Here is a 12,935-nt window from a genome sequence, read left to right as displayed (position 1 = left end):
TATCGGGGCGAGCCGATTTGAACGGCCGACCCCCTGCTCCCAAGGCAGGTGCGCTACCAAGCTGCGCTACGCCCCGAGCCTTTAGGAAGTAACACACGCACGATCGGCTCTCAACCGACGATCGTGCCCGCGTCGATTTTGTTCATCGATGTTTTCATGCGATCGAGCACCGCGCACGCGAGATCATTGTGGATAAGTGCGCATCGTAAATTCCGAGCGCGGAATCTCCGGCGCAATTCTGAACGAAACATGAATGCGGCGGAACGCATCACCTCTGTCGACACAATGGCGCGGAATGCCCCAGTGCAGTCGGTCTACGCAATCCACCGGATGCATCTTCGAAATGTTTTGGATTGTGAGATTGCATCCAGCGGAGAGGTCGCAGATTGCAAAACTCGCGATTTTCTCTGGAAAAGTGGCCGAATTCGAGACTGTCAGATGTCCGGCGTCGCAGAAAGAGAAAAAAATTGCTGGCGACGGGTAGTATTTGTTTCGGCTTTTTCGAGGCACAATGTTTGCTTCACCTATTCTCGCGCTGACAATCTCCTCCCCCGAGACCCAGCGCCTGTCCCCAAGCCAAGGCCGGGCTACTTGAACCGTCGGCTCCCCACCGCGGTCCCCACTCGTAGCCCGGCCGTTCTTTTTTCCTTCAATTGGTTTAGATTGCGAGTCGCGTTTCCGCCCCGGCATTTGTGCCTCGAAATTTCTGCTAATCTAGCCGCATCCGGACGCTGTCCGGCCGGGGGTCATATCGCTCGCTTGAGACGACATCTGTGCGCATCGCTGCTCGCGATATTCGCGGCAGCGGTTTCTGTTGCGCTCAGCGGATGCTGGATGGCGGCGGCACAGTTCGCGCCGCTCGCCGCCAACCTGGCCGAGGACGTCGGCGGCGGAGCCCTTGAGCTGGCCGCCGGCGTCGGCGCATCTACACATGCGGAAGCCACGCGCGCAAGGGAGGAGGAAGACGAGCGCCAAAGTGCAATGAACAGCGGCGACAACTGCGACCAGCTCGAAGTCGAAGTTCCGGATGTGATCGAGTTGCGAAGGAGCGCCACCGGAGCGCCCGAGTATCGCGAGCTGGAGATCAGCGATTCGCTCGCCCAGCGCCAGTGGCTGCCGCTAACGGACAGAGAAACAACGCCGGATGGTTGGCAGCCGGCGGTTAATTTTCTTCAAATGAATTTCTCGCCGCCCCTGGGCGCGGTGGTCCCTGAAACGGCGAGCAGCTTCCTGGCGTACACCCCCTCGAAAGTCATCACGGCCGCCGACGGCGATCGGCTCACTGCAATGACCTCGAATTTCGGCAAACCAGTCGGCACGTTCACCTGGAACGGCAACTTCTACCATTGCAACTTCTACCATTACGTGGTGACCAGCACTCTCCCATGCTATCCCCCGCCGCCCGAGCGGATCGCGCAGGATACCCCTGCCCGTCCCGGCCTCTAGATCGTTACTGCGGTATCGGTCGCGATGAGTGTCAGGCGCTGTCCCGCGCGTAGCGTCGTGGGATGCGCCATCCGCCGGGAGCCCTCAAATTTGCGCGCTGGAGAATGAACCGGCGCACGGCGCGGCGCGCTTCGTTGGCGCTGGCGCAGATCTGAAAACATCCCGCATTGATGAGAGCGTCGGACTGCTCCAGCGCTGCAGGACCGCCCGCAATGATCGTCACGCGCGACGAGATCGCTCGCAGCGCCGGCACCAGTTCGAGCGTCGCCGGGATACACTCGGCGGTCATGCACGAGATGAAGACGAAGTCCGGCGCGAACCGTTTGACGAGATCGCAAATCTCTGCCGGCGATTTCCCCTCGCCGGCAAAAGTCGCTACCACGCCCTCTTTGCGCAGCAGCTCGAGCAACATCAACAGCCCCAAAAAGTGGACCTCGCCGGGCGCCATCACGCCGAGCACTCGCACGCTCGGAGAAATCCGCGTCTTCGCAAACCGGTTGCCGAGTTCGGCGATCAACTGATGCGTCGTGTCGATAATCAGCCGCTGGTTCTCGTCGCTGATGTGGTTCTCCGCGCGCTCCTCACCCATCAGTTCCAGCGCCGGCTGAATCACTTCGTCAAAGGTGCGTTCGAGTCCGTTCTCATCGCAATAGGCGACGGCAACATCTCTCGCTCCGTCCGGGTTGAGTTCAAGCAGCATGCGGTAGAAGTCGTGGTAGTCATCGAGAACCCGGTTCGCCCCGAGCAAAATCGAAAGGAACCCCAGCGGTGGTATGAAGTCGCCGGCAACCTTCAGGCAAGCGGTCAACGGCGTCGAAAGCAGCAGCCCCGGGATTCCCCACAGCCATGACCAGTACATCGCCGAGATCAGCAGCGCCACCGGTGAGACGTCGATTCCGTGGCCGATGATAAACGGTTCGCCAAGCTGCGTCGCGACCTGATCGAGAATCACGAAGGCGCCAAGTATCTCGAGCGCCTTGCCCCATCCGGGGAACATCGCAAACGCGACCAGCGCCGGCAGCATCGCCGAGCTGATCGCGCCGACGTACGGGATGAACCGCAGCAGGAATGCGACCAGGCCCCACAACGGCGCGCTCGGCAGCCCAAGAAGCCAGGCGACGCTTCCGCAGGCGACTCCGTAAGCAAGATTGATGGCGGAAAAAAGTAGCAAGTAGCGGCCGACGGTGTAGCCCGCCGTTTCTATCGCTTGCGCCGCGATCGGAACTCTCCCTCGCGCCGCGAGCCGTACGAATCGATCGCGCAAATCCTTCCTGCTGTACAGCAGAAAAAACAGCAGCATGACGATCAGCAGCGCATTGACGATGCCATCGACGATCGGAGCCACCGATTTCAGGCTGTCGCTGAGAGTCGCAGGAACCGGGATCGCCATCACCTCGCGCGGCTGCCGGGGAGCGGGATTCGCGCCCGCCACCCGGTGCTGCACGTCGGTAACCGCCCCCTTGATATGCTGGAGCCATAGTGGCGAGGTCTTTTCGAGCGCCACCAGTTTGTTTCCGATATTGTCCGAGTATTCGGAGACCTGGTCGGCGACTGCCGTCAGCTCAACAGTCAGAAAGTAGCCCATCGACGAAATAATGCCGATCGCAACGAGCACTACCAGTGCCGCGCTTACGAGGCGGCCGCAGTAGGGCTCAAGGCGGGTTGCGACGGGACTGAAGACTACGCTCAGAATCGATGCAATCGCCAGCGGAAGCAAAACCGGTCTACCGAAGTACAACGCCGCGGTACCGACGATCATCGCGCAAATCGGCACCGCAACCCACAACAGCGAGAAGCCATCGTCACTCTCGCCGTAAACTTGCTCTGTTTCCTTTTCGATTTCCGGCATGAAGGATCTATCCGACTGACACTGAGCTATGCGCCACTACCCCCCTGCTTTTGAGATACATCCTAAGCAGCAACTGAGCCAAGTAGATACGTTCGACGCTCCACTGATTGCGACGTTGGGTATGTGTGGAACTTTTTCCGGGCAATTTCGATCCGAAAACTGTGCACTTGCCTGAAAAGCCCGGCTTTCTCTGCACTTTTTGGCGATTTTGGGTGACTCTGCCGGCTTTTCACGATACTCTAGAACAAGCATCGCGATTGCCCTACTGGATTTCCCTCGCCGCGAATTATAAGAAGGCAGGTCCGGGGAACGCTGACGGCTAAAGGCCCCGGGAACGCGATCGCGATACGATTCGCGCTGAGAGCGCGCGGGAGGTTGCAAGTCATGCCGGCTCGTTCGATATCTACCGCCAGTCTGACCTTCGGACTCGTCTCGATCCCGGTCCGATTGTTCCCCGCCACCAGTTCCAAATCAGTCTCGTTTCATCTGCTGCATGCGCCCGACATGAGCCGCATCCAGCAGAAGATCTATTGCCCCAAGGAAGACAAGCTCGTCGATCGCAGCGAGCTGGTCCGCGGCTACGAAATCGAAAAAGATCGATACGTCACCTTCACCGACGAGGAACTGAAAAAACTCGAAGCGCAGGCCGATCGCGCGGTTGAGATAACCGGCTTCATTCCCGCGTCGGAAGTCGATCCGGTGTACTTCGAGAATTCGTACCTGCTCGGATGCGAGCCGACTTCCGCCAAGGCTTACCATCTGCTGCAGGAAGCGATGACCAAGGCGGAGCGGGTAGGCGTCGCGAAATTCACCATACGCGGTAAGGAACGGGTCGTCCTGATACGTCCCTACGACGGCGGCCTGATGCTGCATACGATGTACTACAACGACGAGATTCGATCGTTCGGCGAGATCGATCACGGCGCCAATGCGCCCGTGAAGGAATCAGAGCTGAGCCTGGCGCAGCGCCTGCTCGACGACCTCACCCAGAAGAAATTCAATCCGTCCGAGTTCAAGGACAACTACCGCGAACGGGTGATCGGAGCGGCCGAACAGAAGCTCGCAGGCCACGAGCTGACCGAGCCTGCGCCCGAAGTGCGCCATGGCAAGGTGATCGATCTGATGAGCGCGCTCAAAGAATCGCTCAAAAAACGCGGCGTCTCAGTCAACGAAGATCGCGAAGAGGCGCCTGCCACAGCGGAAGGCGAGCAGCGCAAGGTTGCGCAAGGATCGCGGAGAGCACCGCGCACCCGCCGCGCCCGCTAGCAGCTGAATCGCGCGCCGACTTTGCTTATGGATGCGGGGTAATCGCCAGGATCGTCATCTGCCCTGTCTTCGGACCGTAGCAGAAGAATACTCGAAAAGCCGCTGGGGTTTTATTCTCCGCGTACGCCTCAAAGACCTTCTGGCCTTGCGGTCCGGAAAGCTTCGAGTACTCATGTGTATTTAAACTCGAATGGCGGGGATTCGTTTCCAGGAGTCCCAGTGTTTTCTGAACGGCGCGAAGTCGTTTGGCGGCACTGGCGTCCTTTGCCAGCAGCGAAAGCGCCTCTCGTGCAGCTGGCGTGAAAACCAGGTGAAACTTCCGCACCCGACCCGCACCTAGTCAATATCGTCGTCTGCGTATTTCTCGAACGATCCCAGGTCTACTAGTTTCCCCTCTCGAGCCTCTTCCAGACCTCTCACGACCATTTTCAGCGCTTCACGGTTCCGGTACAGCCAAAGCTCGTGCATCGGCACTGAGATCTCTGGTGAAAGCAGCACTTGCCCCGCGTCATTTACGTAGATGCCGAATCGAATTGCGGGATCCAATTCACCACCGAGTTTTTGCTTCAGGGATTCCAATATCTTCGCTAGAGAGACCCGTTTCCGTTCGTCGAGTGATGTCTCGCCGATTCGCTTAAAGTTGTCGTTCAATACCGTGGTAGCCGTATGGGCCATCTCTTTTCCCTTTTGTGTCAATGTTTCAAATACAATAATAGCAAATTGAGAATTCGTGTCAAATGTGAAATTACCCACAGGTAACACGCCTGACCAAAAGCAGTTGCGGGAAACCACTCAAGCTATTTCAGAAGGGGGGATGAACTTTTCAGCCTGACCTTTCCCGATTTTGCGTGCTAAGTATAAGGCATGCACATCCGTCAGAATGCCTCATACATGAAAGGCTCGCTCGAAATCGGGAGGCGCACGCTCCCTGCAGAAATAATTTTTGACGGAACGAAACTACCGATGGTAGCGGGCCGTCCGAAAAACCTCCACAGATGGTATGAACCGCAGCCTCCTCCCTCCGAGTCCGGTTCCCCTTGCCGGGCGGGAAGGAGTTAGGGGTTAGGTTGCCGGAAGTGTTCTCCCTACTCGCCAACCAACCATGTCGCTGACCAAGTACCGACACAAACGCAGCGCCGAAAACACTCCCGAGCCTTTCGGACGGGAAGTCCCAACCTCTCTTTCCACCGCCAGCGGCACCTTCGTCGTTCAGAAGCACGCCGCGCGGCGCCTCCACTACGATTTTCGACTCGAGATGGAAGGCGTCCTGCGCTCGTGGGCGGTCCCCAAACGACCGTCGATGAATCCCGCCGACAAGCATCTCGCGGTCGCCGTCGAGGACCATCCGCTGGAATACGGCGACTTCGAGGGCGTCATTCCTCCCGGCAATTACGGAGCGGGCTCTGTCATCGTGTGGGATCGCGGCGTGTATGACGTTATCGATCCTCCTGGCGATGCGGCCGACGCGGTCCGCAAGGGAAAAATCGACATCAATCTGCACGGCTTCAAGCTCACCGGCGCGTTCACGCTCGTCCGCACCGGCGGCCGCGCCAATGCCGGCCCGAAGGACAAGCAGAACTGGCTGCTGATCAAGAAGCGCGATCAATACGCGACTACGGAAAACGTTTTCGAAGCGCACCCGCGCTCGGTCCTGTCAGGCTTGACGCTCGAGGAACTCGCCGATGCACCGGCCGCGGAGCGCAAGCTCGCCGGCAATCTCGCGCGCAAGCATCTGCCCGAACTGGGCGCCAAGCTTAAGCATTCGGATTTCCCGCTGACCCTCGCCAAGACAGTTAAAGACCCTTTCGACAATGACAAGTGGCTATTCGAAATCAAGTATGACGGCGTGCGCGTACTGGCTATTCGAGAAGGCGAGAGTACTCATTTGTACGCGCGCAGCGGCACCGACATCACGAATCGATATCCGGAGGTTGTCCTCGCGTTGAACTCAATCGCGCTCGACCGATTCGTGCTCGATGGCGAGATCGTCGCGCAGGACGAGCGTGGGCGGCCGAGCTTCCAGCTCTTGCAAAGAAGAATGCACGTCAACAACGCGCGGCAGATTGCCCGCCTGAGCCTGGCGGTCCCCGCCAGCTACTACGTCTTCGATCTGCTGGGCTTCGATCGTTTCGACACGCGCACGCTGCCGCTCGAAGAACGCAAGCGTCTTCTGAGCGAATTGGTTCACAACGAGGGGCCGGTCCGCTACTGCGACCATGTGATCGGGCGCGGCAAGGATTTCTATGCCGCGATCTCGGAGCACGAGCTGGAAGGAGTGATCGCCAAACTGCGCGACGCACCTTATCGCGGCATGCGCACGGGAGATTGGCTGAAAATCAAACGGCCGCTGACCCGGCAATTCGTGATCGGCGGCTACAGCGATCCCGACGGCACGCGAACCCATTTCGGCGCGCTTCTGCTGGGTCAATACGAAGCGGACGGCGTGCTGCGATACACCGACAAAGTCGGCACCGGCTTCAATCAGGACAAGCTGCGCAAAATCCATGCGATGCTAGCGGAGCGCGCGCAATCGACGTCGCCGTTCCGCAAACCCGCCATCGGAGAGCCCCTGCCTGAAAAGAAGGCGCATTTCGTTAGGCCAGAGCTGGTTTGCAACGTTCGCTTCACCGAATGGACCGACAGCGGCGGCATCCGCCAACCCAGTTTTCTAGGCTTGGCCGAAGACACCGATCCTCGCGATTGCATCTACGACGGCCCCGGCGCTCAGCTGGAAGCGCTGGAAGATGCAGGAGATGCCAGGATGCCCGATCCTGAACAAAATGGAGGCGCCGAACCGAAAGGACGCAAAGGCCCCGGCGACGCCGCGACGCCCTCGGCCTCCGCACCGAAGGCGTCGGTGACCAATCCCGAGAAAATATTCTGGCCGAACGACGGCTACACCAAGGGCGACCTGGTCGCATACTATCGCGCGATTTCGAAATGGATGCTGCCCTACCTGAAAGACCGGCCCGTGATGCTCACGCGGTATCCTGACGGAATCGAGGGCAAGATGTTCTATCAAAAGGATGCGCCCGCATTTGTGCCCCATTGGATTCGCACCGAGAAGATTTATTCCGAGGACTCGCAGCGCGAGATTTCGTACTTCATCCTGGACAGCGAGGAGGCGCTCGCCTACGTGGCGAACCTCGCGGCCATCACGATTCACATGTGGTCGTCGCGAATCCCGCACCTCGAGCGTCCCGACTGGCTGCTGTTCGACATCGATCCCAAGGGCAGCACGACCCGCCATGCGGTCGAAGTCGCGCGCGAGGTAGCCGCAGTGTTGCGCGAGGTCGGGCTGGAACCTTGCCTGAAGACTTCGGGACAAATGGGTATTCACGTAGTAGTGGGACTTGCGCCGAAATATACTTACGATCAAGCGAAGATGTTTTCTGAGTTAGTATCGCAGGTAGTAGTCAATCGTGTGCCGGAAATCGCCACGATCAACCGCAATCCGCGCTCGCGCAACGGCCGCGTATATATCGACTTCCTGCAGCTCGGCCACGGCAAAACGATCGCGGCGCCATTCTCGGTACGCCCGATGCCGGCCGCTCCCGTCTCCGCACCGATGACGTGGAAGGAACTGAAGCCCTCGCTCGACCCCACCATCTACAACATCAAAACTATGCCGCCACGCATGTCCCGCCTGAAACGCGATCCGTTCCTCGACGCAATCGAAAAACACGCCAGCCTGGAGGACGCCCTGCCCCATCTCGAGTCGCTCCTGAGCCGCTCCGAGAGCCGGCCTCAGGTCACTCCTTAGACTTTGGCGGCGCGGTCACTTCGGTGAACGCACGAATCGCCTCGACCGCGGTCGGCACGCCGCTGTACTGCGAAACGTGGACGATCAGTTCCTTGATTTCCTCGGGCGCGATGCCGACGTTTAACGCGCCGCGCATGTGAAGCCGCAGCTCGGGTCCGCGCCCCAGCGCCATCAACGTCGTCATCGTCAGCATCGAGCGCAACTTGACGGGCAGACCTGGGCGATTCCAGATCGTGCCGAACAGTTGTTCGTTGAGAAAGTTAGCGAACCCTTCGTCGAAGTTTCGCAGGAACGCGTCGCCGTCCTGCGCGGCCTTCTCGCCCCACAACTTCGTGCGCAACTCCATTCCTTTTCTTGCAGAATCATCTGCCATGAGAAATCCTCCGCGATAATTTTGTAGTGTTATGCGTTGCGGATCATCAGGCCGCCGTCAACCGGGATGATCGCACCGGTGATGTACGAAGCGGCGGGGATGCAGAGGCTGAACGTGATGTGGGCGACTTCTTCCGGATAGCCGTATCGCTTCAAGGCGGTGCGGCGCTTGGCGAAAATCGTCTTGTGCTCTTCCGGAATCGCGTCTGTGAGCGCGGTGCGAATCGGTCCGGGGCAGATGCAGTTGACTGTAATTCCTTCCGGCCCGAGATCGACCGCCAGCGCGCGCGTGAGTCCTATGACTCCCGTCTTTGCGACCGCGTAAGGGCTGTCGCCCGGGGTCGCGCCGAGGCCTTCGGTTGATGCGATGTTGACGATGCGAGCGGCGTCGGATTTGCGCAGATGCACCAGCGCGGCGCGTACCATCCGCTGTTGCGCGGTCAGCAGGCCGGCGAGCGTGCGGTCCCAGATACGGTCGTAGTCGTCGGCGCCGAGCGGGGAGAAGCCGCCGAAGCCGGCATTGTTGATTAGGATATCGAGGCGGCCGAAGCGTGCGGCGACTTCCGCAACGACGCGCTTGATCTCGGCGTGGTCGGAGACGTCGAGCCGCCAGCCATGCGCGGTTCCTCCAGCGGCCGCTATTTCCTCGACAACGCGCGCGACGCCCGCCTCGTTGATATCTGTAATCGCGACGAGCGCGCCTTCTTGCGCAAACAAGTGAGCGGTCGCACGGCCCATCCCGCTGGCGGCGCCGGTGACGAGGACTGCGCGTCCCTTCACCGAGCGGTTAAGTTTTTTGACTGGATCCATTTCAATTCTCCGTTTCGAAAAAAACACCCTGACGATTGTCGAGCTATCACACTCGATGTTAGTTGGGGTAGTGAAGCGAGTGATCGTCACGACCTACGGAGAAAACTGTATGGAATTCGAACGCGCAAAACTCGACATCGAAGGACCGGTCGGAATTGTAACGCTCAACCATCCTGAAGTGATGAATGCGGTATCGCCCGAGATGCTTGGCGGTCTGATGAAGACGCTTGAACACGTCAAGGATCCCCGCAACGGCGTGCGATGCATCCTGATGACTGGTGCGGGGCGCGGCTTTTGCGCCGGCGCCAACCTGCAGCCGAGCGGCGGCGGTCCCAGTGGCTCGCGCGATGCCGGCTCGGTGCTCGAAACTCAGTACCATCCGTTTTTGCGCCGGCTGCGCGAACTCCCGATACCGTTCGTCACGGCGGTGAACGGCGCGGCAGCCGGCGTGGGAATGAGCTTTGCGCTGATGGGCGATCTCGTGCTCTGTGCGCGCTCGGCGTACTTCCTGCAGGCGTTCAGGCGCATCGGTCTGATTCCCGACGGCGGCTCGACCTGGATTCTGCCGCGGCTGATCGGCAAGGCCCGAGCGATGGAGCTTTCGCTGTTGGGCGAGAAATTGCCGGCCGAGAAAGCGCTCGAATGGGGCCTCGTCAATCGAGTCTTCGATGACGCGGAGCTGGTTGGCAAAGCTAAAGAGTTCGCGCGCGATCTGGCAAACGGCCCGACGGTCTCGCTCAGCCTGATTCGGCGGCTGTATTGGGAGAGTGCCGACAATACATATGAAGAGCAGTTGAACCTGGAGCGCCAGATGCAGCGCAGGGCCGGTAACTCGGCGGACTTCCAGGAGGGCGTGCGCGCATTCCTGGAGAAGCGTCCCGCGAAGTTCAGAGGCGAGTGATATGGCCAACAGCGAACAAGATCGAGAAGCGCGGCTCGCGCAAGTGATCGAACCGGCGCTCGAACCCGAACTGCCGATCGTCGATCCGCATCATCACCTGTGGGACCATCCGGACAGCCGCTACATGCTCGACGAGATTTTGCGCGACATCAACTCGGGGCATCGCGTGCTCGCGACGGTGTTCGTCGAATGCATGTCGACGTATCGCGCCGACGGCCCGGAATCGATGCGTCCGGTGGGCGAGACCGAGTTCGTCAACGGTATCGCGGCCCAAAGCGCGAGTGGCCAATATGGCGAGACTCGCATCGCGGCGGGAATCGTCGGCTTTGCGGATTTGACACTGGGAGAAGCAATCGCGCCAGTGCTTGAGGCGCATATCGCCGCGGCACCCCTGCGGTTTCGCGGGATACGGCATGCAGGCGGCTTCGACGCGAGTCCCGACGTGAGAAACTCGCACACCAACCCGCCGGCGGATTTGTACGAATCGGAGCGGTTCCGCGAAGGCTTCGCTCGGCTGAGCGAGTTGGATCTCACCTTCGAGGCGTGGCAGTACCATCCGCAGATGCCGGCGGTGACTGCGCTCGCGAGGAGGTTCCCGGATACGACGATTGTGCTCAATCACTTCGGCGGACCGCTGGGAATCGGTCCCTACGAGGGTCGGCGCGCGGAAATATTCGGCGAATGGAAGAAGAATATCGCGGAGCTCGCGCGATGCCCCAACGTCATGGCCAAGCTCGGCGGAATCAACATGCCGGTGAACGGATTCGGCTGGCATCGGAGGCCCACGCCCCCGAGCTCGGACGAATTGGTGTCGGCGACTCGCGACTACTATCTCCACACCATCGAGCATTTCGGCCCGCGACGATGCATGTTCGAGAGCAACTTCCCGGTGGACCGGGTTTCGTGCTCGTACGCCGTGCTGTGGAACGCGTTCAAGAAGATCGTGGCGGGTTTCACGAAAGACGAAAAAGCGCAGCTCTTCCATCGCACTGCTGCCGAGGTTTATCGCCTGAAGCTGACTCAGTTGTCCTGATAGCCAGCCAAATCTGCCTGTTCCGTTCGATTGAACGAAGCGTTCAATCGCTTGTGACGCCTTATTTGTGACGGCTCAGACCGAGCCGATGAGGCAGGTGGCTTATGGCGACGATGCTTACTAGGGACCGGGCGACGCAAGTTCACGAGTTGATCGATCATACGAAGGATTCTGAAATACCGGGGTGGGAGGTTGCGCTGGACCGCCTTATCGGCGAGCCGGTCTGCGCGTTCTTCGTGGCGATGGCTGTCATGTGGGTCGTGACTGCGATCGCCGGAATCTTTGGATAGCTGCTACACGTTGACGGTGCTCATGTCGTGGTAGCGTCCGCCGGCGGCGAAGCCCTTGGGCGCGACTTCCGCGATGCGGGCGAGATCGCTTTTCGATAGCTGGACTTTCACAGCCGCGACATTCTCTTCGAGATAAGTGCGGCGCTTGGTGCCGGGAATCGGAACCATGTCGCGTCCCTGCGCGAGCACCCACGCCAGCGCGAGCTGACTCGGCGTGATTCGTTTCTCGGCGGCGATTTCCTTGATGCGGTCGACGACCTTGAGATTCCTTTGCATATTCTCGGCGTCGAACCGCGGCGAGATTTTGCGCCGCATGTCGTCGTCCGGCAGCTCGCGAATGTTGCCGCTGAGGAACCCGCGGCCGAGCGGGCTGAACGGGACGAATCCGATCCCGAGCTCGCGCAGCGTAGGAATCACGTCGTCCTCGTAGTCGCGCGTCCACAGCGAGTATTCCGATTGCAGCGCCGTAATGGGATGAATCGCGTGCGCGCGGCGAATCGTATTTACGCCCGCCTCCGACAGTCCGAGGTAGCGGACTTTTCCCTGGCGTACCAGCTCAGCCATCGCACCGACGGTTTCCTCGATCGGCACCTTCTTGTCTACGCGATGCTGGTAGTAGAGATCGATGTAGTCGACGCCGAGGCGCTTCAGCGACGCATCGCAGGCGGAGCGCACGTACTCGGGACGGCCGTTGATCGCGCGCTTGCCGTCGGGCAGGACCTGGTTGGCGAACTTGGTCGCGATGATGACGCGGTCGCGATATTTCTTGAGCGCTTTGCCGACCAGCTCTTCGTTATGCCCGACACCGTAAACGTCGGCGGTGTCGAAGAAGTTGATGCCGAGCTCGACTGCGCGCTCGAGCGTCGCGGCGGATTCGTTGTCGTCGCGTGGACCGTAAAACTGCGACATCCCCATGCATCCGAGGCCCAGCGCCGACACTTCGAGTCCCTGCGTGCCAAGTTTTCGCTTTTCCATGACTGATGTCCTCGACTTTATATTGACATAGCGGAATCGATGCGCTGAGCGAAAGCGCAGTTTCACTGTTACTTCGTGGCGCAGGCCGCGGACGAGTGCGTGTGAACAGTATCGTTGCCAATTTCTGTCGGTGACAACGAACTGCTAAAATTGTAGTCTGGTTGTAGCGGTGGTGGGCCTTCACTTTCTCACTGGCCCGCTTGGACCGCATTCGAGAGGGAGGGCTCGAG

11 protein-coding genes and 1 tRNA gene are annotated in these 12,935 nt (G+C 59.8%); 6 read left to right on the top strand and 6 right to left on the bottom strand.

Annotation, left to right across the window (positions count from 1 at the left end; translation table 11 throughout):
* Positions 1-2: 2 nt before the first annotated feature.
* Positions 3-76 (bottom strand) — tRNA-Pro (locus tag VJX68_RS18895).
* Between the two features lie 683 nt (positions 77-759).
* Here VJX68_RS18895 and VJX68_RS18890 point away from each other — a divergent pair.
* Complete coding sequence (locus VJX68_RS18890) at positions 760-1,446, top strand: hypothetical protein (protein ID WP_324097288.1); 687 nt, start codon at positions 760-762, stop codon at positions 1,444-1,446.
* 31 nt (positions 1,447-1,477) lie between these two features.
* On the opposite strand, the gene VJX68_RS18885 is transcribed toward VJX68_RS18890, so the two are convergent.
* Positions 1,478-3,295 (bottom strand): AI-2E family transporter, encoded by a 1,818-nt coding sequence (locus VJX68_RS18885; RefSeq protein ID WP_324097287.1) that lies wholly within the window; start codon positions 3,293-3,295, stop codon positions 1,478-1,480.
* A 384-nt stretch (positions 3,296-3,679) separates the two neighbouring features.
* Between VJX68_RS18885 and ku the strand changes: the two genes are divergently transcribed.
* A complete protein-coding gene (gene ku / locus VJX68_RS18880; protein ID WP_324097286.1) occupies positions 3,680-4,561 on the top strand; it encodes a non-homologous end joining protein Ku in 882 nt (293 codons plus the stop codon).
* Positions 4,562-4,897: 336 nt separating this feature from the next.
* Here the strand turns inward: ku and VJX68_RS18875 are convergent, their stop codons facing one another.
* Positions 4,898-5,314, bottom strand: a complete 417-nt coding sequence (locus VJX68_RS18875; RefSeq protein ID WP_324097285.1) for a hypothetical protein — start codon at positions 5,312-5,314, stop codon at positions 4,898-4,900.
* 349 nt (positions 5,315-5,663) lie between these two features.
* Between VJX68_RS18875 and ligD the strand changes: the two genes are divergently transcribed.
* Entirely contained in the window at positions 5,664-8,324 is a 2,661-nt protein-coding gene (ligD, locus tag VJX68_RS18870; RefSeq protein WP_324097284.1) for a DNA ligase D, read from the top strand.
* Here ligD and VJX68_RS18865 read toward each other — a convergent pair.
* Together VJX68_RS18865 and VJX68_RS18860 are read right to left on the bottom strand one after the other, a co-directional pair.
* On the bottom strand, positions 8,314-8,697 hold the full coding sequence (locus tag VJX68_RS18865; RefSeq protein WP_324097283.1) for a carboxymuconolactone decarboxylase family protein: 384 nt from the start codon (positions 8,695-8,697) through the stop codon (positions 8,314-8,316). The genes ligD and VJX68_RS18865 overlap by 11 nt on opposite strands.
* A gap of 29 nt (positions 8,698-8,726) precedes the next feature.
* Entirely contained in the window at positions 8,727-9,506 is a 780-nt protein-coding gene (locus tag VJX68_RS18860) for an SDR family NAD(P)-dependent oxidoreductase (protein ID WP_324097282.1), read from the bottom strand.
* Between the two features lie 109 nt (positions 9,507-9,615).
* On the opposite strand from VJX68_RS18860, the gene VJX68_RS18855 reads away from it, so the two are divergent.
* The 3 genes from VJX68_RS18855 (at position 9,616) to VJX68_RS18845 (ending at position 11,730) form a co-directional block, all read left to right on the top strand.
* A complete protein-coding gene (locus VJX68_RS18855) occupies positions 9,616-10,407 on the top strand; it encodes an enoyl-CoA hydratase/isomerase (protein WP_324097281.1) in 792 nt (263 codons plus the stop codon).
* A gap of 1 nt (position 10,408) precedes the next feature.
* Entirely contained in the window at positions 10,409-11,440 is a 1,032-nt protein-coding gene (locus tag VJX68_RS18850) for an amidohydrolase family protein (protein ID WP_324097280.1), read from the top strand.
* Positions 11,441-11,544: 104 nt separating this feature from the next.
* Positions 11,545-11,730, top strand: a complete 186-nt coding sequence (locus VJX68_RS18845; RefSeq protein WP_324097279.1) for a hypothetical protein — start codon at positions 11,545-11,547, stop codon at positions 11,728-11,730.
* A gap of 3 nt (positions 11,731-11,733) precedes the next feature.
* On the opposite strand, the gene VJX68_RS18840 is transcribed toward VJX68_RS18845, so the two are convergent.
* On the bottom strand, positions 11,734-12,705 hold the full coding sequence (locus VJX68_RS18840) for an aldo/keto reductase (RefSeq protein ID WP_324097278.1): 972 nt from the start codon (positions 12,703-12,705) through the stop codon (positions 11,734-11,736).
* Positions 12,706-12,935: the final 230 nt, after the last annotated feature.

The sequence above is a fragment of the Binatus sp. (SeqCode) genome, from assembly GCF_035272065.1.
GTDB lineage: Bacteria > Desulfobacterota > Binatia > Binatales > Binataceae > Binatus.
Note: the sequence above shows the minus strand (reverse complement) of the source record. Positions and strands in the feature narration are given on the sequence as shown.